Here is a 19,068-nt window from a genome sequence, read left to right on the forward strand (position 1 = left end):
GACGTCCACACAGGCCGGTGTCCATCCGAGCGCGGTCGGTAGCCGCAGGCGGCGGGGTGTTCGACCGCTGTGAGACTTGACGGGGCTGAACGTCTGTTCAATACTCTGAACATGCGTTCAGCATCCGATGTGACCGCCCGGGCCCGCATCCGCGACGCGGCCCTGGCGAGGTTCGGTGCCGAGGGTGTCGCCGGGACCTCCGTGCGCGCGGTGGCCGCCGACGCCGGGGTGTCTCCCGCGTTGGTGCTGCACCACTTCCGCTCGAAGGAGGGACTGCGGCAGGCGTGCGACGAGCACGTGCTCGACGCGATCCGGTCCGGCGGCGGCGCCGACACCAGTGCGCTGGGAGACGTCCTGCGGGCGGCTACACCGGTGCGGCGGTACCTGGGGCGTGCCCTGCTGGACGGGACCGAGGGCGCGTCCGCGCTGTTCGCCGAGATCGTCGAACGCACCCAGGAGTGGCTGGCCACCGGGGAGGCGGAGGGGTGGGCGCGTCCGACGGCGGACGCGCGGGCACGGGCGGTGACCTACGTGTCGTGGCTGCTGGCACCGCTGGTGCTCGGCGACCAGGTCGGGCGTCTGCTCGGCGGCGACCCGGCCGACACCGCGACGGCGGTGCGGGGCGCGCGGGCCGGGCTGGAGATGCTGACCGGCGGCCTGTTCGCCGACGACCGCTGGCTGACCGCGTTCACCGCGGTCGACGAGCAGGGGTCGTCGCGGTGAGGGCGCTGTTGGTCACCCACGGCACGCGCGGCGACGTGCAGCCATTCCTCGCGCTCGCGGTGGCGTTGCGCGAACGCGGCCACGAGGCGGTGCTGGCCGCGCCGGGCTCCTTCGCGCAGGCCGCCTCTGAGCACGGGGTGGACTTCGCACCGCTGGACGAGGGGCCCAACCGGCTGATGGACGACCCGGTGGTCCGGGAGGCGATCGACGGTGGCTACCGGGGTGTGCGGGGCAAGGTCACCGCCGTGCGGACAGCCCGGCGGATCAAGCCCTTGATGGGAGTTGTCCTGCGCGATGTCGGCGAGGTGGCCCGGCGGTCGCGGGCGGACGTGGTGGTGCACTCGCCGTCCCTGCCCGCCCAGCACGCGGCGGAGGTGCTCGGTGTGCCCGCGGTGCTGGTCGCGTTGCAGCCGGGCTGGGTGCCCACGGGCGCGTTCCCCTGCCCGATGGTGCCGCTGCCCCGGCTGCCGCGGTTCCTCAACCGTGCCAGCTATCTGACGGTGTCCGCCACCCTGCGCACCTTCTCCGGCATCGCCACCGCGTGGCGCACGGCTGACCTCGGGTTGCCGCGCCGCCGCGGGAGCCACGACGTGCTGCACGACCCCTCGGGCCACGACCGGCTGGTGTTGCAGGCATTCAGCCGCCACGTCACACCGGTCGACCCCGGTTGGCCCGAGTCGGTGCGCACCACCGGGTTCTGGTACCTGCCCACCGCGCCGCGGTGGTCGCCACCGGACCGGCTGAGGCGTTTCCTCGACGACGGCCCCGCACCCGTCTACATCGGTTTCGGCAGCATGGCCGACCGGGACTCCAGCCGCACCACCACGATGGTCACCGAAGCCGTGCGCCGGGCCGGTGTCCGCGCCGTGCTGGCCACCGGCTGGGGCGGCGCCACCCCGGACACCGACGGCGTGCTGGTGATCGACCAAGCTCCGCACGACTGGCTGCTCCCCCGGATGAGCGCGGTGGTGCACCACGGAGGCGGCGGCACCACGGGCGCCGCGCTGGCGGCGGGCCTGCCGCAGGTCGTATGCCCGTTCGTCGCCGACCAACCGCACTGGGCCGACCGCATGCACGCCGCAGGGGTCGCACCACCCCCGGTGCGACAGCGCCACCTCACCGCCGACCTGCTCACCACGGCTCTGACGGCCACCAGCCACACCGGGATGCGCGACCGGGCCGGGCGGTTGGGACGGCGGATCCGCGCGGAGAACGGCGTCACCACGGCGGTCGACGCCCTCGAAGGGATCACCTGAACTCGGGAGGACACCACGATGGGTGCCAAGAACACGGTGGCGTGGGCGTTCGGCATGGACGACGAGGCGTGGCGGCGGCACGCGAACCCGTGGAGCGTGTGGACCCGCTTCGCCGCGGTCCCGCTGATGCCGGCCGCGATCTGGAGCCGCACCTGGATCGGCTGGTGGAGCCTGCTGCCGATCGCGGCCGTGGTCGTCTGGCTGTTCGTCAACCCGACGGTGTTCCGGCCGGTCGAGCCGCGCGGTTGGGCGGCACGCGGAATCCACGGAGAACGGGCGTGGGTGCGCGATGCGTCGCTGGTCCCGCCGGATCACCGTGCCGTGCTGCGCCTCCTGGTGGTGCTCGGGCTGGCGGGCTTCGCCCTCGTGACGTGGGGCCTGGTCCGGCTCGACGTGTGGCCGACGGTGTTCGGCGCGACGCTGGTGATCGTGGCGCAGTTGTGGCGCATCGACCGGTTCGGGTGGCTGTGGGAACGGGTCGAGCGGCGATCCGGCCCGGTTCACGGCTCCCAGGCGCGCACGGCGGACACGTGAACCGCGCACTGCGGCGGGTGGCACGATCAGGTGCCGCCGACCTCGCTGGAACAACCAGGGGCGTCCGGACATACTGGCGTGGTGTCGACGGTGTACAAGGATCCAAGTGGTGAGAGCGCGGTGCGGCGATGGTGCTCGCAAGCCCTGGCGCGAGCGGACTTCGCGCTCACCAGGACGACCTTGGACACCAGCGTCGGCCGGGTGGAGCTGACCTCCGCCGGGACCGGGCGCCCGCGGGTCGTCCTGGTGCCAGGGACCGGTTTCAACGCCGCGGTGGCCCTGCCGTGGCTGCGGGCGCTGTCAGCCCACTGGGCCACCGCGGTGGTGGACCTGCCGGGTCAGCCCGGACTCAGCGACCCGCGTCGACCACGGCGGGACCGGTTGGCCTGGTACGGCCGGGTGTTGGACGAGGTCCTGGCGCTGATGGACGTCGACGGCGTTGTGGTGGTGGGCAACTCGCTGGGCGCCGCCGTGGCCCTGGCCGCGGACTCACCCCGCATCACCGCACGGGCGTTGGTCTCACCCGCTGGCTTCATCCGGCTCAGCGTGTCCCCAGGACTGGCGTGGGCGTCGGCGGTGTGGCTGTCGCGCCCCACGACCGACCACACCCGCCGAATGCTCCGGCTGTTCGTCGCCCCCGGCGCGGAACCACCCGGCACCGAGGTCGAGTGGATGACCCTCGTGGCCAGCTGCTGCCGCACGCCCCTGGCCCCACCACCCCTCCCCGCCGAACTGCTGGCCCGCCGCGCCCAGCGGCCGTGCGTGGTCGGGGTCGGGGAACACGACCGCTTCCTGCCACCCCGTCGACTGGCACCGGCAGTGCGCCGGACCATGAACCTCGACGTCCGCGTCTTCCCCGGCATCGGCCACCTCACCACACCCGCCGACCTCGACGAGGTGGTGTCGCTGGTGGCCGAGGTCGCCAACCCCGACGCCCGCTGAGCGGTGCCATCGGCTTCGGGATCCACTGATCCACATTGGACTTCTTCTTTCGCGTCAGCGGGCAATAGGGAGAAAAGCCTTTTCTGATCACGGTTTTGTCACCCACACAGGTGTTACCGGTCGGGATCGACGCCAGGGACCGGACATGGGCGTCGGATCGTGCTGCACTCAGTGGGCAAGTACTCACGGGTCACGACGGGACACGCCGTGGCACTCACCAAGGGAGGCTTCAATGTCTGTTTACACCCCGGTTCGGCCGGTCACGACGCCGGCCGACCTCGCGCAGCTCAGCAAGCTGGTGGCGGAGCCGGAATCGACGCTGGCCGATCCGCCGCTGTCCACGCCGAACGCTGCAGGCGGTGGTGTCGGCGCCCTGCTGCTGGGCCTGGGACTGCTGCTCTCGCCCCCGACGCCGAAGGAGCCGCGCAGGTAGTCATCCGCCGGTCCGGACGAGTTGATCGCTGACTGGAGGATTTGTGGACGCGTCGTCTTGCGCACGTGACGCCGCGGCCCTGGCCGATCGGGTACTCGGCGCGTTGCGGGGAAGCGGTGGAGTGGGTTTGGCCGACTTCCTCGCCTCGCGCGCCGACCCGACGGCCGGGCTCGGCGCGGTCCGGTTGGTGGGCGCGGACATCTTCCTTCCGCACGTGGTGCTGAACCGCCCGCTGACAGCCCAGGACGCCGAGGTGGTGGCCGCGTCCTTCGAGGTCTTCCCACAGGCCACCGAGCCGGTCGCGCCGGAACAGCGGGTCATGGCCTGGCACGACTGGTCTACCGCCCGGCTGCTGGCCACCCTCACCGGCGACGCGGCCGTCGCGGCGCCCGACGACCCGGCCGCTGTGCTGGGCTCGGTCGAGAAGTGGGCGCGCTGGTCGGTCGCGGTGGCACAGTTGTCCTCGCTGGCGCACCCCGGGGCGACCGGCCCCGTGGTGGACGCGGTCGCGGCGCAGCCGCAGGCCCTGTGCCGAGGCGTGCTGCGGGCCGCGTTGCGCCGCGATTTCGTCATCGCGAGCCGGCTGACCCGCTGGGTCGCCCTGACGCACGCCATGGGTGTTCGACTGCCGGTGAACCCGGTGGTGCTGGTCGACCACGTCGCGCTGCGGGTCGGCTCGGAGCCCCGCCAGTTGCTCGACCTCGCCGTCGCCCGCCACCTGGTGGGTGCGCCATGACCTCCCTCGTCCACACCGCCCACGACGTCGCGGCGCGTGCCCTCGGCTGGTTGCACACCAACCGCGACTTGGGCGCGTTCGAGGACGACGCCGCCACCACGGACCTCAACGACCCTGAAGGCGCCTACAAGCCGCTGTGCGAGCTGGCGCTGGCGTCGTCGCTGGTGTTGCGCGAGGGCGTGGCGGGCACCAACGAGCAGCGGGCCGCGCGCGCACTGGTGGGCTTCACGTGGCAGCAGTTGCGCGAGGGCGACCTGCTCTACGAGCGCCAACTGCGGCACGCCCTGCTCACCGACCCGCTGGAGACCTACGCCCACCACGCTCGCAGCGGACTGCGCCACGAGGCCTTGGAGCAGACCCTGGTGCAGTGCGCGGTCGAGGACTCCATGACCGAGCTGCTGCCCAACCGCAGGCTGGCGGTGGCCAACGCCCACCGCATCGTGGGCATCCACCGAGACGACGACTTCACGGCGATGCTCCGGCAGACGTGGCTCGGCCGCATACCGCAGCCCTGGGCGCTGGACTGGTACACCGCCTACTACATGACGCACACCGTCTTCCATGTCACCGACTGGGGCGCGAAGCCCGGGGACCTGCCGCCCGATGTGGTCGAGTACCTGGAGAACTGGCTGCCGGTGTGGATCGACGTGTGGGCGGAGGCGGGTCAGTGGGACCTGCTGGGCGAGCTGCTGATCGTGAGCGCGTGCCTGCCCGAGCCGCGGTGCGACCTGGCCGAGTGGGAGCTGTTCGCGAGCGCCCAGCACGCCGACGGGCTCCTGCCCCGGGACGACCGACCCGTCGTCGACGACACGGAGCAGCGCTACCACGACCACAAGCACACCGCCGTGGTGGCCACCATCGCGGGCACGCTGGCCATGTCCCGGCTGCTCGGTGGGCAGGCGTGAGAGACCTCGTGGAACACCTCCCGGCCGCCGTGCCCGGAGCCACGGGGTTCGCGATCGCCATTCGGCAGCGCGACCAGGAGCTGGTCCTGGCCGGCGGCACCACCGCCAGGCGGGCCGCGCGGCCCGTGACCGCACGCACCCGCTTCGAGCTCGGCTCGCTGACCAAGACGTTCACCGGTCTGCTGCTGGCCGAGATGGTCGGCCGGGGCGAGGTGGACCCGGCCGATCCCGTCCGGCGCCACCTGCCGCCAGGAGCGGCCCCCGGCCTGGGCCGCGAGGTCACCCTGGAGCGCCTGGCCACCCACACCTCCGGCCTACCGCGCCTGCCCCCCGGCCTGTGGCGGTCAGCGCTGCCGCAGTGGCGCACCAACCCCTACCGCGACTTCGATGCCGACGACTTCGCCGCGGCGCTGCGCCGCACCCGACCCGGGCCACCCGGTCGGTACCGCTACTCGAACTTCGGCGGTGCGCTGCTCGGCCACGCCCTCGCCCACGCGGGCGGTCGGCGCTACGAGGACCTGCTGGCCGAGTACGTGCTGCGCCCGCTGAACCTGCACGACACCGACTTCTCCACCTCCGCGCAGGTCACCGGGCACCTACGCGGGCGTCCTCGGCCCCTGTGGGAGATCCCGGGCATGCCCGCGGCCGGAGGACTGCGCTCGTCGGCGTCGGACATGCTGCGCTACCTGACCGCCCACCTGTCCCCGCCCACCCCGCCGCTCGGCGGGGCCTGCGCCGAGGTCACCCGGCCGCGGGAGTCGGCGGGTGCCCACGAGGTGTGCCTGGTGTGGAACCTGCGCCGCCGCGGGGACCAGGAACTGCTGTTCCACTCCGGCGGCACCCGGGGCTGCACGGCGTTCGCCGCGTTCAGCCCCAGCACCGCGACCGCGTTCGTGGCCTTGGCCAACGCGGGCCCGACGGTGCGCGGTTCGTTCGTGCAACGCGCCTACGAGACCGCTTGGGCCCTGGTGGAGCGCGCAGCCGAAGCCCCGCCGGTGGAGGGGTCGGTCGCCGCTGCGACCCGCTTCGAAGCGAGGCCTGGGCCGCACCGGCCCGCCGATGGTCCAGCAGAGGGCGCCGGGTGACGCGAACCCGCCCGGCGCCATCGCCACTCACCTTCCACGCGGCCGAGTCGGTCCGGCTCTCTCGGCCCGGTCACGGTCCGGCCAGGCCGAGAAGGCGGGCACGACCCGGTCAGGTCGTCTTGTTCTTCGCCGTGTTGAACACGTTCAAGACGTAGCTGTCGAAGTAGGGGCTGTAGTTCTTGGTGTTCCACACGTAGGCGACGACGCCGTTGACGTTGCCGAACTTCACCGTGTTGCTGTACTGGTGGATCATCGGGCCGCCGCTGGCGCCCCCGGGCAGTCCGCAGTAGACCTTCACCTGCGCGGCCGCGGCCCAGTGCATGTTCGCCTGGCAGTAGATCTGGTCCGTGCCGTCATAGGGGTTCGACGCGGGGTAGGCCAGCACGGTGACCGCGTTCTGCTTGCTGGAGTTGACCAGGATGCCGTTGCCGCCGGTCTTGTGCACCAGGTTCACCCCGTCGAGCTTGCGGACGTTGACGAAGGCGAAGTCCCACCAGTTGTAGCTGTGCGAGGTCCAGCCCTTGGTGGCGTGGTAGTACTTGGCCGAGAACTTGCCGAGGTGGGCGACGCCGTTGTGGTAGCCGGGCGCGTACATCCAGTTGTCGTACTCGTGGCCGTTCTTGCCGCTGTGGATGCAGTGCGCCGCGGTGGACACGACGTTCTTCGCGTTGCTGTTGATCGTGCTGCCGGAGCACACGTAGTTCTTGAGGGTCACCGGGTCGCGGAAGAAGACCTTGCCCACACCGGGCGACAACGACACCGACTGCGTGCCCCCGGACCGAGCGGCCGTGAGGGGGCCGACCGGCTCGGACGCGACCTCCTCCGGACCCACGTTGTCCGGGTGGTCCAGCCGCTCCAGCTCCGGGTCGTCGATGATCTCCGGATCAGCGACCGGCTCCGCCGCACGCATCCGCTCGGGCGTCCAGTACGCGTCGATCAGCCGCTGCGCGACCGCGTCGTCCTCGACCACCTGGCCGTTGATGAGCGCTGTCATCTCGACCACGGTGCTCGAGGGCACCACCACCGCGGCCTGGGCGGGCGCAGCCGCGAGGCACACCGCGAGCAGCGCCACGACCGGCGCTGTCTTCAATCTGGGAATCACCGTTCACTCCTCAGTCAGGGACGGTGCGCGCCTGGAATCGCCGCGCATCCAGGAGTGGGGTCCGATCACCCACTCACATCCCAGTCGTGGCAGAACCCGCCGGGGTGAGGGGGGTAGATGGAAAATACCCCGAAAGGATTAGCGATGCCGTCGCTCGAGGGAGACGCGGACTTGGACGGAGCTGCGAAGCCGAGCGCCTGGACGAAGGCGTACCCGCAGAGCCGCCGCGGCGGGCCGCCGCCGGGTGGAAGGCTTCCGCCCGGTGACCGCGAGCCGACCTATGCGCGCGGCCTCCAGGGGCGCACCGGCGGGAACCGCGGAGCATCTCAGCCACGATGCCCTGATCACTCTGCTCACAGCCCTGGCGGAGTGGACGCCGTTGCCCGGCCTCATGAGTCTTGTGTGGAGTTCACGGCGGTGATGACGTTGCGGTAGCGGCGCGGCGCGCAGAGCGCCACCCCGGCGTCATGGCGGAGGGGGATGCGGTGGTGCACGGCACCGGCCCGCACCGACTGCTCGAACCCCCAGTACGCCGTCCGATGGCTGTCCGCCCACTCGTGGAAGAGGGCGATGTGCCGGGTGAGCTCGTCCCCGCCGACGCGCAGCAGCGCGTCTCCGGCGAGCAGCTCGTCCCACCCGATCGACGTGCTGGCCTCGGCGAGCCCCCGCGCGTCGAGGCCGCCGCGGCGGTCGGTGGGCAGGCCGGGCAGGCCCCAGGCCATCGAGACGAAGCCCGAGCAGTCGGTGCGGTAGATCCCGTGCTCGTTGTGGTGGAACCTCGACCGGCTGAAGGCCACGGGCACCCTCAGCCAGCTCTCCGCGCGCTCGACGATCTCGCTCCGGGTGGTGCGCGCACCGAGTCCCAGGAGGATCTCGGTGTCCCGGGGAGCGATCATCGCGAGCACCCCGCTCCCTCGTGTCGTTGTTCTGACACGAGGAGGTTCGCGTGCTCGGCTCCAACTTCCCCGCAAGCGCCCTCCAGGAACGGGGGCCCGCCTACAGGTTGCCTATAAGCCCGCCCGCAGGTGCGCCGCCCGCACGTGCTCGAACCAGCTCGCGGGGTTGTGACCAGCCAGTTCCGCCACCTCGCGGCCACCGGCCGAGGCGAACAGCTCACCCGCCCTGCCCCAGTGCGGGTCCGCGTTGTCCGGGTCGGCCGCGGCGAGGTCGCGCAGCGTCCTGGCCTCCCACAGCGGCAGGCCCAGCTCCGCCCAGGCCGCGAGCGCGCCGGTCAGCGTCCGCCTGGCGGCCGGGCGGTCGCCGAGGGCCAGTCGCAGCTCGCCGAGGGTCCTGGTCATCAGCGCGGCGCCGAACCGGTCGCGCTGGCGGGTGCACACGGCCAGGCACTCGCCGAGGACCTCGGCCAGGCCGTCGGTGCGGCCCAGGCGCAGCGACGCCTTCGCCCACGACTGGCGGGCGTAGGTGGCGAGCAGCTCGTCGCCGGAGGACAGCAGCTTCTCCGCCGCCCGCTCGCTCAGCTCGGCCGCCTCGGCGTGCTCCTGGCTGGGCCCGGTGGCACAGGCTGAGCCCGCGCTCGGCCAGCGCCTCGCCCCGGGGGTCGTCCAGCTCGTGGTAGAGCCGCGCGCTGCGGCGGAAGTGGGCCACCGCGTCGTCGACCTCGCCGTGGTCGCGGCTGATCGTGCCCAGGCCGTAGCCCGCCGCGGCGACCACGCTGAGGTCGCCGGTGCGCTCGCCCAGCCCGGCCGCCGCCTCCAGGTGGACCCGCGCCTGGGCGTACTCGGCCAGGTCGCGGCGGACGGTGCCCAGGCCGACCAGCGCCACCGCCTGGGTCGCCTCGTCGCCGACGGCGACCGCGTGCCCGTGCGCCCTGGTGAAGTGGTCCAGCGCGGTGCCGAAGTCGTCCTTCTCGTAGTAGAGCTGGCCCAGCCCGGCCAGCACCACGGCCTCGGCCCGCCGGTCGCCGGTCGAGCGGGCGGCGGTCAGCGCGACCTCGTGCGTGCGCTGCCACCCGTCGAACTCGTTGCGCACGGCGAACGTCGACGACAGCAGCGAGGTCATCAGCAGCGTGGTCATGCCGTCGATGCCCAGGTCGTGCCCGTGCTCCACGGCCCGCACCACCGCGGCGGTCTCGGACTTGAGCCACTCGGTGGGGTTGTCCTCGACCTCCTCGACCAGCCGCGGGTCGACGTCGAGGCAGGCGACCAGGACCGGGCGCAGGCCCACCGTCGTCCTGGGCAGCTTGCGCGAGCCGACCTCGACCAGGGCCATCCACATCCGCAGCGTGCGCGAGACGGCGGCGGCGACCGCGTCGGCGGGCTCGGCGCCCGCGGCGTGCTCGGCGCCGAAGAGCTGCACGAGGTCGTGGAAGCGGTAGCGGACCCGGCCGAGGCTGTCGACGCCCGCCACGTCCAGCAGCCGCAGGTCGACCAACTGCTCGACGACGTCCTCGGCGTCGTCCAGCGCGATGTCGAGCAGCGGCGCGGCGACCCACCAGCCGAAGTCGGGCAGGTCGAGCACGCTGAGCAGGTGGAACGCCTGGCGCTGGCGGTCGTCGAGCTCGGTGTAGTTCAGCCGCAGGCTCGACCGGATCGCCAGGTCGCCCACGGCCAGCTCGTCGAGCCTGCGGTGCTCGTCGGACAGCCGGGCCGCCAGCGACTTCAAGGCCAGTGCGGCCGGGCCAGCAGCTTGGCCGCCGCCGCCCGGATGGCCAGCGGGATGCCGCCGCACAGGTCCGCGATCCGCTCCGCGGCGGCGAGCTGGGTCGCCACCCGCTGCCTGCCCACGATCTTGCCCAACATCTCCACGGCGGTCTCGGTGCTGAAGAAGCCCAGCTCGACCGGCTCGGCGCCCTCCAGGCCGGTCAGCCGCGAGCGGCTGGTGACCAGCACCAGGCAGCGCGGCTCACCGGGCAGCAGCGGGCGCACCTGGTGCTCGCCGCGGGCGTTGTCGAGCACGATGACCACCCGGCGGCCGGAGACCGTCCGGCGGAACAGCTCCGCCCGCTCGTCCAGCGTGGTCGGCAGCTCGGCCCCGCGGACGCCCAGCACGCCGAGGAACCGGCCCAGCACCTCGAACGCGCCCAGGTCGCGGTCGGAGCCGCGCAGGTCGGCGAAGAGCTGCCCATCGGGGTAGTGCCCGCGCAGCAGGTGCGCGGCGTGCACGGCCAGCGCGGACTTGCCCGCCCCACCGAACCCGGACACCACGATCGTCGGCGTGGTCCTGCGGGTGTCGGCGTCGGCGGTGTCGCCCAGCCGCAGCACCGTGGCCAGGTCCTCGTCCCGGCCGGTGAAGTCGCCGATGTCCGGCGGCAGGTTCCGCGGGACCAGCTCGGGTGGCGCCGGTTCCATCCCGCCGCCCGAGACCACCGGGTCCGGCGCCCCCACCCGCTGGGCGGGCACGCGCGCCCCCGGCGGCCCCAGGGTGCCGTTGAGGATCGAGCCGTGCAGCTCCCGCAGCGCGGTGCCGGGCTCGATGCCCAGCTCGTCGAGCAGGTGCTTGCGCCCCTGCCGGTACACCGCGAGCGCATCGGCCTGGCTGCCCGTCTCGTAGAGCGCCCGCATCAGCAGCCCGCGCACCTCCTCGCGCAGCGGGTGCGCGGCGACCAGCCCGCGCAGCGGACCGGCCAGCTCACCCGCGCGGCCCTCGGCGAGCCTGCACCGGGCCATGCCCTCCTCGGCGCTGAGCCGCTCCTCGGTCAGCCCCTCGGCCCGGATCCTGGCGAACCCGGCGTCGACCCCGCCGAAGGCCGGTCCGCGCCACAGGTCCAGGGCCCGCCGGTAGTGCCCGGCCGCGGCGTCGAGGTCCTGGCGCCACTCGGCCTGCCTGCCGGAGTCGAGGTGCTGGGCGAAGGACTCGAGGTCGCTGTCGGCCGCGGTCACATCGAGCAGGTAACCGGGTGCGCGCGTGATCAGCGCCCCGGCCCGGCCGCCCGCGGCGGAGCAGCGAGATGTAGGTGTGCACGAGCGCGGTGGCGGATTGCGGCGGCGACTCGTCCCAGATCAGGTCGATCAACCGCTCGGTGGACACGACCTGCCTGGCCTGGAGCAGCAGCGCCGTCAGCAGGGCTTTCGGCTTGGGACCGCCGAGGTTGATCTCGTGGTCGCCCACGCGGACCTCGATCGGACCCAGCACAAGGATGCGCACGCTTTTACCCCCAGGTAGATGTGCTCACCCGGTGTATCGAAACCCAGGCGCATCTCGTAACAAACCACCGCGCCGCTGGCCGCCGTCGCGGTCGAGGTGGCCGTGCTGGGTATCTTCCTGTTCATGCCACCGCTGCCCGGACTGCTGCGCGGAACAGCTCCGCCGCCGGGCCGCACGTGCCACTGATCCCGCTCACCGCTCGATGGAGGCAACCGGATGAACAGCCAGGATCGGGCCCGACACCCCGTCGTGGTCGGCGTCGACGGGTCGCAGTACGCGCGAGGGGCCCTGGACTGGGCGATCGCCGAGGCCGCGGACACCGGCCGCCCGCTGCGCGTCGTGCACGCCTTCGTCTGGTCACTGCTGGGGATGCCCGACAGGCCGACGAAGGCCGCTCCGCACGGCGGGCTCCGCGCGGACGCCCAACAGCTCCTCGACGCCGCCGTGGCCCACGCGCGGTCGGCGGCGCCGGGGATCGAGGTCACCGGTGCCTTCCCGACCGCGACCGCGGCGGGCGCCCTGGTCGAGGCGAGCGCGGACGCCGCCCTGGTCGTCGTCGGCGCCCGCGGCCTCGGTGCGGTCGGCAGGCTCCTGCTCGGATCGACCAGCGACCAGGTGACCGCGCACGCGCGCTGCCCGGTGGTCGTGGTCGGCGAGGAGCGGGGAGGGACAGGCGGGGTGGTGGTCGGCGTCGACGGGTCGCCGTCATCGGCGAGCATCCTCGCCTTCGCCGCCGCCGAGGCCGCCCGGCTGGGCGTCGCCCTCACCGCCACCATGGTGGTCCCGTCGCTGATCCCCGGGGACCACGAGGTCCAAACGCGCGACGAGCACGACGCGCCGCTGCACGCGGCCCAATTCGCCGCCGCCACCGAGACCCTGCACACCGAGTTCCCCGACGTCCCCGTCCACCTGTCCCTGCTGGGTGGGCACCCGGGCCGCGTGCTCACCCAGACCGCGGCCGACGCCCGCCTGCTCGTCGTCGGCGCCCGCGGCCAGGGCGGCTTCAGCGCCCTCCCCCTCGGGAGCACCGGCCGGTACGCGCTGCACCACGCCCCCTGCCCAATTGCGGTCGTCCACGAGGCCCGGTGAACACCGGTCTGAGCGTCGGGCCGAATGGGTTGGAGCGCCGCTATGCGGCCGGGTCGTCCCAGACGATGATGTGCAGGACGTATGCCTTGTCGTCGCGGGTGCGGGTGGTGCTGGCGAAGGCGGTTCGGCCCTCGGAGGTGCGGAAGCAGAAGTCGCCGCCGCCGGTGTTGGAGTTGGCGGGCCTTTCCATGTCGCTCTGGCAGGTGTAGTAGGTCTGGCTGGGGCTGACACCGGAGTACGGGTGGACGTTGGGACCGTTGACGGCCTGGATGTTGTCGGACCTGACCTGCCCCCAGTCGTGGAAGAGGTCGTAGTCGCCGATGGCGCCGTCGTCGTGGTCGGTGACGATCTCCAGGCCGGGCGTGTCGACATCGACGGCCGCGTCGCGGGCCAGCACGACGGCCTGGTCGACGAGCTTGCGCGGGCTTGTGCCCGTCGCCTCCGATGACCGCGCCGCGGTCGTCGTGGGGGCCGGGGGCGGTGCCGTCGCCTCGGCGACAGGCTCGGCGACAGGCTCGGCGACGGGCTCGGAGTCGGCGCGCGGTGGCTGCGCGGTGGCGGTGTCGCGCGGGTTGACGAGGCGGTCGACGGCGATAGCCGCGCTTCCCCCGGCGAGCAGGCATCCCACCACCAGCAGGCCGACGGCGGCCTTGGGCCGCCTGCGCCACAGCCAGGAGCAGGTGATGAGCAGGACAGCCGCGACGGCGAGCACGATGAGCAAGACATCCCCCTTGAGGAAACCCTGGACCGCCGCGACCACGCCGAAGGCGTCAGCGAGGATGCCCACGACCGCGAGCCGCCTGGTATGGCGGCCCGCCGCGATGCCGTCGTCCTGCTGGGTCGCGATGTGCCCTCCCACTCGGCCGCGACGTCACACATGATCCACAGGACTGGTCGCACTCCGCCACCGGCTCGTTACGGCACGTCGTGGACCGGGTCGACACCACGGTGAACGCCTGTCGCCAGGCAACTCCACTTGCCGCCGGCCGGTAATGAAGAGCACTCCGAGGTGACCGCGCCCGATAATGCGGTCAGCGGCTGGAAGGAGCGGCATGAACAGATCGGAATCTCCACGTCACCCCGTATACCCGCCGCTGCGAGGCGGTCCAGCGGATTTTCTCAAGTACGACCTGACCTCGGTGGCGGACTCGCAAGCCAGGGTCGCCGTGTTCGTGCCGGTCGCCGAGGAGATCAAGACGTTGTTGCTCGAGGCGGGCTTCCCGGTCCACCACGACGACCCCATGCACCTCGGGCACCAGTCGGGTGTCTGCTTGTCGATCGATCCCGGCGTAGGGGTCGTGGTCCTGTGGAAACTGCCAGCCGAACTCAACACGCGATTCAAGAATGCGGTTCGCCGCACCGCAGCGGACCCCGGGGTCATCGCCCACTGGGAGACTGTCAGATCCGCCATGGCGAGGGCCTTGGCGGAGATCCTGCGGGTGAACGGATATCCGCTTGCGGTCGGTGAGAACGATCTGGAACCGGACGCGATCTACGTCCAGGGCGCACGTCCGTCCTGACCGACGGGGCGGTTCAGATCGAGTCCGCGGAGACAGAGTTGATCATCAAGTCGTCCTCGGGGGAGGCGCCGGCCCCAGCACCGGCGTCCACCTCCCACGGGCCTGTCGCAGTATCTACTGTGGAGTGATCGCGGCCTGCCTCGCTCGAGCGCGCCCGGTGTTACGCCCCCTCCGCGACTCCGCCGGAAAGATCCAACATCAAGAGCAGTCACCGATGGACCATTCGGCCGCATTCGCTGATTTCGGACGCTGTGGCTGTAACGGTGGTTCGGGATGGGGTGATTTCGACTTCGCGTCCGGTCGAGCGTGGGCGCCCAGGTGCCCCTTCCCCGGCTCGCCGGGCCGGATTCCGTTGTGGAGTCAACGTTGGCCGTCGAAGTCCTCTGTGGTCCAGTGCTGCGCAGGGTCACCCCCGACAGGGTTTCGGTGTTCTTGGCGCTGCGGTCGAGCAAGCGCGTCACGCTGCGGGTCTACAGCGGGGAGGACGACAGCGCCAGGGGGACCGGGGTGGTGCTGACCGGGAGCGCGGACACCGTGGCCCTCGGGGCCGGGCTGCACGTGGTGACCGTGTCCACCGCGCTCGACGAGGTCGAGCTCGTGGCTGGGCGCACCTACCGCTACCAGGTGACCTTCGGGGCCGCGGGGGCGGCGGGTGACCTCCCCGAGGGCGGGCCGACGCTGTTCAGCCCCGGATACCTGGTGGAGCCCGGCGCCGCCGAGGCCACCGCCTACCCGTTGCTGGGCTACGGGGGTGCGGGCAAGCGGCTGCCCTCGTTCGAGGTGGCCCCGGACGACCCCGGGCTGCTGCGGCTGCTGCACGTCGCCGACCGGCTTCCGCACGGTGGGGGAGACGACGCGCTGGCCTATGCCGATGAGCGGATCGCCTCGGCGGTGGGTGGGGACGGCAGCACCCGGCCGCACCTGCTGGTGATGACCGGCGACCAGGTCCACGCGGACCGGGTGTCGCCGACGATGCTCGCGGTGCTGCGTGGCGCGCTGGGCGCCCTGGGGGTGCCCGACGACGCCCTGCCCGGTGGGGGCGCGCTGCCCGGACCGGGGCAGCGCAAGGCCCTCGCCCAGGCCGCCAAGTTCGCCACCCCCACCGACAGCCACCTGCTGACCTTCGCCGAGTACGCGGCCATGCACCTGCTGGCCTGGTCGCCCGCCCTGTGGCCCGCGGCGCTGCCCGACTTCACCACCGTGCACCCGGGCGACGCGTGGCTGTCGCTGCCCGCCGACACCAGGACGGCCGTCGGGCTCGGCGCCCCCTACGCGCTGCCCGCGGGCGTGGAGCCCACGGTGGACAACTTCCTGCGCTGGACCGACGACAGTGTGGCGCTGGCCGCGTTCCGCACGGCGCTGACCGCGGTGCGCCGGGCGATGGCCAACACCCCGGTGCTCACCACCCCGGGCGACCACGAGGTCTCCGCGGGGTGGAACGGCCCCGCCCGCACCGCCAAGGCCATGCTCGGCACCCCCGTCGGCCGCCGGGTGGTGGGCAACGGCCTGGCCGCGCACGCGGTGTTCCAGGCCTGGGGCAACACGCCAGAGCTGTTCGAGGGCACCGCCGCGGGCGCGACCCTGCTCGCCAAGCTCAAGGAGTGGCTGCCCGGCGCCCCCGGTTCCGCCCCGGCCGCCGACGCCGTCGCCGCCCTGGCCGGGTTGCCCAGCGCGACCCTGGTCCGCCCCACGACCGCGCTCACCTACCACCACGCGGTGATCCGGCCCCGCTGGCAGGTGCTCCTCGTCGACACCCAGACCCAGCGCGGCTACCCGGGCGGGGCAGCCGCTGCCGACGCCGACCCGCCCGCCCCGGTCGCCGACGCGCCGCTGGCCGCCGTGCTGGCCGCTCTGCCCGCCCCCGCGGCGAACACGCTCACGGTCATCGCGGGCAGCACCCCGCTGGTGCGCACCCCGCCGCGGGACAAGGCCGAGGAGGTGGCGGGCACCTGGTCGTGGACGCACGCCCCCAAGGCCGCCCACGCCCTCCTCGGCAAGCTCGCCACCCAGGGCGTCACGGCAGGCACCGACGGCGTCCGCAGGCGCAGGCTGGTGCTGCTGGCGGGCGGTCAGGGCCACGGCTACGCCACCCGCGTGCGGTACTCGGCCGACGCCGCCCACGGCGGCGGTGAGGTCAAGGCCGAGGCGGTCTTCGCCCACCTCGTCGCGGCCCCCGCCCGGCACACCACCACCCTCGGCGAGCGCCTGCACCGGGACGGGTACCGGGCCCGCACGGTCGCCGCCCCGTGGCGCGAGCACGTCGGCTGGGACACCCCGCGCGACCCCGACCCGCGCAAGCCGGAGCCCCAGTTCACCGTCGGGCAGCTCAACGCCGACGCCGCGGGCCACGTCGCCCCCTGGCAGGTGTCGGGGCTGCCGCCCCAGCTCTCCGCGCACGAGGGCGAGCGCAGGCTCGACGCCCGCCCCCGGTTCCGCTTCCACGTGGACTTCCTGCGCGCCCGCCTGGCGCGCTTCGAGGGCGCGCGGGTGCCGACCGGCCGTGTTCTGGGTCTGACCGGGCGCGGCTGGCAACGGTGCGAGCCGCAGGACGCGGGCTGGGAACCAGTGATCACCAAGCCCCTGCCGGACGGTCGGGTGGCGGTCGTGGACATCCACCCCGGTATCGCCATCGGCTACATCTCGGAGTACCCAGACCAGCAGATCACCGCCGTCTGGCTGACCCGTGCGGGTAAGGACATCGACGGCCACCGGCCCGAATTGGCACTGCCGTTCAGCGTCACCGACCAGGTGGCGGCGTCCGAACTGCTCGACGACCTGCACCACCTGACCGTGGACTAGGCCCGCGGGCAGACCGACTACAGGACACACTCCTACCCGGCCGACGCTGAAGCCGGGGGAGCTGGCCGGCTCGAATGGAGCCCGTCGTCGCACAACCACGCTGATAGTGACGACCTTGCGCGCGCGAGACGGCCTGGGGGCGCCCGGGTGCGCCTCCGAGCCTGCCCCCTTGCGCGGATCGGCATTTCGTGACCTGCTTCAACGGCCCGTAGCGTCGATTTCATGGAGTGGAGTTTTCAGACGGCCGAGAAGTTGGCGGCCGCGATGCGTGCTGGTGAAGTGACCTCGGCGGAACTGACCGATGAGGCGATCGCCCGTATCGAGCGGGAAGACAAGGTGGTCAACGCGATCTGCGTGCCGGACTTCGGCCGCGCGCGGGCCGCCGCGCGCGGAGCCGACCAGGCGCGCGCTCGCGGCGAGGACCGGCCGCTGCTCGGTGTCCCGGTGACGGTCAAAGAGTGCTACAACATGGCTGGGCTGCCCACGAGTTGGGGCATGCCGCAACACCGGGACTACGTGCCGACCGAGGACGCGGTGCAGGTGTCGCGGCTCAAGGCCGCGGGCGCGGTGGTGCTGGGTAAGACCAATGTGCCCTTGGGGCTACAGGACATCCAGAGCTTCAACGAGATCTACGGCACCACCAACAACCCGTGGGATTACGAGCGCACGCCGGGCGGGTCCTCCGGCGGGTCAGCGGCGGCCCTGGCGTCCGGATTCGGCGCGCTGTCCATCGGCTCCGACCTCGCCGGTTCGCTGCGCACCCCCGCGCATTTCTGCGGTGTCTACGCGCACAAGCCGACACTCGGGCTGGCGGCGACCCGCGGCATGGTCGAGCCGCAGGCACCGCCCTTGCCGGTCGAACTCGACCTCGCCGTCGTCGGTCCGATGGCTCGCACCGCCCGCGACCTCGAACTCCTGCTCGACGTCATGGCCGGGCCGGACCCGCTGACGCTCGGCAAGGCGCACGACTTGACGTTGCCGCCCGCCCGCCACGAGCGGCTCGCCGACTTCCGGGTCCTGGTCCTCGAAGAACACCCACTCATCCCGACCGGGTCCGCGGTGCGAGCGGGCGTGAACCGGGTGGCCGGCGCGCTTGCCGACGGCGGCGCCCGCGTCGAACGGCACACTCCGCTGCTGCCCGACCTGACCGAAGCCGCGACGCTCTACACGCAGTTGCAGTTCTCGGGCTCCGTCGCGCGTTTTCCCGTCGATGCCCACGAGCAGTTGCGGACCCGCGCCGCCGGACTGAGCGCGGACGACCAGGGCCTCGACGCGGCGCGGCTGCGCGCCATGGTGTTCAGCCACCGCGACTGGATCGGGGTCGACAACCGCCGCGAGCTCCACCGCCACCACTGGCGGCGGCTCTTCGCCGAGTTCGACGTCGTGGTCTGCCCGATCACGCCCACCCCCGCGTTCCCGCACGACCACGACCCCAACCCGCTGGAACGCCGAATCGACATCGACGGCGCCGACTACCCGTACTTCGACCAGCTCGTCTGGGCCGGTCTGGCCACCATGCCCGGCCTGCCCGCCACCGCCATACCAGCGGGTCGGTCCCCCGAGGGCCTGCCGGTGGGAGTGCAGCTCATCGGCCCGATGTTCGAAGACCGCACCCCGCTGCGGCTGGCCGAACTGCTCGAGCGGGAGATCGGCGGCTTCCAAGCACCGAGGTAGGGCGTATCACCGGATGTCCGCCGAGTCGCCTCGACCGCCGGTGCGGTGTCGGGGTCGCCATCGCCAGCTTCCTTGGGAGTCGATGGACGTCGTCGCGCGACTATCGTTACACGACCTTGGCACCGTGCTGGGGCTGATCACTCGCCGGAAGTCGACCCCCATACCA

At 72.7% G+C, this 19,068-nt stretch carries 17 protein-coding genes and 1 pseudogene; 12 read left to right on the forward strand and 6 right to left on the reverse strand.

All coding sequences use genetic code 11. The features are described from left to right. The first annotated feature begins 111 nt into the window (after positions 1-111). The 8 genes from GCL84_RS12300 (at position 112) to GCL84_RS12335 (ending at position 6,614) form a co-directional block, all read left to right on the forward strand. Complete coding sequence (locus tag GCL84_RS12300; protein ID WP_156755577.1) at positions 112-723, forward strand: TetR/AcrR family transcriptional regulator; 612 nt, start codon at positions 112-114, stop codon at positions 721-723. Then, positions 720-1,979 (forward strand): glycosyltransferase, encoded by a 1,260-nt coding sequence (locus tag GCL84_RS12305; protein ID WP_156755578.1) that lies wholly within the window; start codon positions 720-722, stop codon positions 1,977-1,979. The genes GCL84_RS12300 and GCL84_RS12305 overlap by 4 nt, the downstream gene beginning before the upstream one ends. An 18-nt stretch (positions 1,980-1,997) precedes the next feature. Next, complete coding sequence (locus tag GCL84_RS12310; protein ID WP_156755579.1) at positions 1,998-2,513, forward strand: DUF6653 family protein; 516 nt, start codon at positions 1,998-2,000, stop codon at positions 2,511-2,513. A gap of 180 nt (positions 2,514-2,693) precedes the next feature. After that, complete coding sequence (locus GCL84_RS12315) at positions 2,694-3,455, forward strand: alpha/beta fold hydrolase (protein WP_197523195.1); 762 nt, start codon at positions 2,694-2,696, stop codon at positions 3,453-3,455. 232 nt (positions 3,456-3,687) lie between these two features. Then, a complete protein-coding gene (locus GCL84_RS12320) occupies positions 3,688-3,888 on the forward strand; it encodes a hypothetical protein (protein WP_156755581.1) in 201 nt (66 codons plus the stop codon). Positions 3,889-4,015: 127 nt separating this feature from the next. Then, positions 4,016-4,624, forward strand: coding sequence for a hypothetical protein (locus tag GCL84_RS12325; RefSeq protein WP_156755582.1), 609 nt, complete (start codon positions 4,016-4,018; stop codon positions 4,622-4,624). Next, positions 4,621-5,529 (forward strand): DUF6895 family protein, encoded by a 909-nt coding sequence (locus tag GCL84_RS12330; protein ID WP_156755583.1) that lies wholly within the window; start codon positions 4,621-4,623, stop codon positions 5,527-5,529. Before GCL84_RS12325 ends, GCL84_RS12330 begins: the two co-directional genes overlap by 4 nt. Continuing rightward, complete coding sequence (locus GCL84_RS12335) at positions 5,526-6,614, forward strand: serine hydrolase domain-containing protein (RefSeq protein WP_156755584.1); 1,089 nt, start codon at positions 5,526-5,528, stop codon at positions 6,612-6,614. The genes GCL84_RS12330 and GCL84_RS12335 overlap by 4 nt, the downstream gene beginning before the upstream one ends. Before the next feature lie 109 nt (positions 6,615-6,723). Here GCL84_RS12335 and GCL84_RS12340 read toward each other — a convergent pair whose 3' ends face one another. The 5 genes and pseudogenes from GCL84_RS12340 to GCL84_RS30945 form a co-directional block, all read right to left on the reverse strand. Continuing rightward, entirely contained in the window at positions 6,724-7,716 is a 993-nt protein-coding gene (locus tag GCL84_RS12340) for a trypsin-like serine peptidase (RefSeq protein WP_156755585.1), read from the reverse strand. A 389-nt stretch (positions 7,717-8,105) separates the two neighbouring features. Next, complete coding sequence (locus GCL84_RS12345; RefSeq protein WP_156755586.1) at positions 8,106-8,612, reverse strand: NlpC/P60 family protein; 507 nt, start codon at positions 8,610-8,612, stop codon at positions 8,106-8,108. A 217-nt stretch (positions 8,613-8,829) separates the two neighbouring features. After that, positions 8,830-10,338 (reverse strand): tetratricopeptide repeat protein, encoded by a 1,509-nt coding sequence (locus tag GCL84_RS12350; protein ID WP_156755587.1) that lies wholly within the window; start codon positions 10,336-10,338, stop codon positions 8,830-8,832. Then, positions 10,335-11,555, reverse strand: coding sequence for a BTAD domain-containing putative transcriptional regulator (locus GCL84_RS12355; protein ID WP_197523196.1), 1,221 nt, complete (start codon positions 11,553-11,555; stop codon positions 10,335-10,337). Before GCL84_RS12355 ends, GCL84_RS12350 begins: the two co-directional genes overlap by 4 nt. Before the next feature lie 64 nt (positions 11,556-11,619). Then, positions 11,620-11,820 (reverse strand): annotated as a pseudogene (locus tag GCL84_RS30945) (AfsR/SARP family transcriptional regulator); the annotation flags it as partial. Between the two features lie 216 nt (positions 11,821-12,036). On the opposite strand from GCL84_RS30945, the gene GCL84_RS12365 reads away from it, so the two are divergent. Continuing rightward, a complete protein-coding gene (locus GCL84_RS12365) occupies positions 12,037-12,909 on the forward strand; it encodes a universal stress protein (protein ID WP_156755590.1) in 873 nt (290 codons plus the stop codon). A gap of 40 nt (positions 12,910-12,949) precedes the next feature. On the opposite strand, the gene GCL84_RS12370 is transcribed toward GCL84_RS12365, so the two are convergent. Beyond that, positions 12,950-13,768 carry a hypothetical protein gene (locus GCL84_RS12370; protein ID WP_156755591.1) on the reverse strand — a complete coding sequence of 273 codons (819 nt, stop codon included), beginning with the start codon at positions 13,766-13,768 and terminating at the stop codon, positions 12,950-12,952. Positions 13,769-13,961: 193 nt separating this feature from the next. Between GCL84_RS12370 and GCL84_RS12375 the strand changes: the two genes are divergently transcribed. From GCL84_RS12375 to GCL84_RS12385, 3 genes are all read left to right on the forward strand, one after another. Further along, positions 13,962-14,429: a hypothetical protein gene (locus GCL84_RS12375; protein ID WP_156755592.1), complete on the forward strand. Its 468-nt coding sequence runs from the start codon at positions 13,962-13,964 to the stop codon at positions 14,427-14,429. A 366-nt stretch (positions 14,430-14,795) separates the two neighbouring features. After that, a complete protein-coding gene (locus GCL84_RS12380; protein ID WP_156755593.1) occupies positions 14,796-17,228 on the forward strand; it encodes a hypothetical protein in 2,433 nt (810 codons plus the stop codon). Positions 17,229-17,450: 222 nt separating this feature from the next. After that, positions 17,451-18,902 carry an amidase gene (locus tag GCL84_RS12385; RefSeq protein WP_156755594.1) on the forward strand — a complete coding sequence of 484 codons (1,452 nt, stop codon included), beginning with the start codon at positions 17,451-17,453 and terminating at the stop codon, positions 18,900-18,902. Positions 18,903-19,068 lie beyond the last annotated feature (166 nt).

The sequence above is a fragment of the Actinokineospora pegani genome (assembly GCF_009745975.1).
GTDB lineage: Bacteria > Actinomycetota > Actinomycetes > Mycobacteriales > Pseudonocardiaceae > Actinokineospora > Actinokineospora pegani.

What these genes read in the sequence shown, in the direction of transcription:
- GCL84_RS12300 (WP_156755577.1), top strand. Translation starts at nt 112, where the DNA reads ATGCGTTCAGCATCCGATGTGACCGCCCGGGCCCGCATCCGCGACGCG.
- GCL84_RS12310 (WP_156755579.1), top strand. Translation starts at nt 1,998, where the DNA reads ATGGGTGCCAAGAACACGGTGGCGTGGGCGTTCGGCATGGACGACGAG.
- GCL84_RS12320 (WP_156755581.1), top strand. Translation starts at nt 3,688, where the DNA reads ATGTCTGTTTACACCCCGGTTCGGCCGGTCACGACGCCGGCCGACCTC.
- GCL84_RS12330 (WP_156755583.1), top strand. Translation starts at nt 4,621, where the DNA reads ATGACCTCCCTCGTCCACACCGCCCACGACGTCGCGGCGCGTGCCCTC.
- GCL84_RS12345 (WP_156755586.1), bottom strand. Translation starts at nt 8,612, where the DNA reads ATGATCGCTCCCCGGGACACCGAGATCCTCCTGGGACTCGGTGCGCGC.
- GCL84_RS12365 (WP_156755590.1), top strand. Translation starts at nt 12,037, where the DNA reads ATGAACAGCCAGGATCGGGCCCGACACCCCGTCGTGGTCGGCGTCGAC.
- GCL84_RS12375 (WP_156755592.1), top strand. Translation starts at nt 13,962, where the DNA reads ATGAACAGATCGGAATCTCCACGTCACCCCGTATACCCGCCGCTGCGA.
- GCL84_RS12385 (WP_156755594.1), top strand. Translation starts at nt 17,451, where the DNA reads ATGGAGTGGAGTTTTCAGACGGCCGAGAAGTTGGCGGCCGCGATGCGT.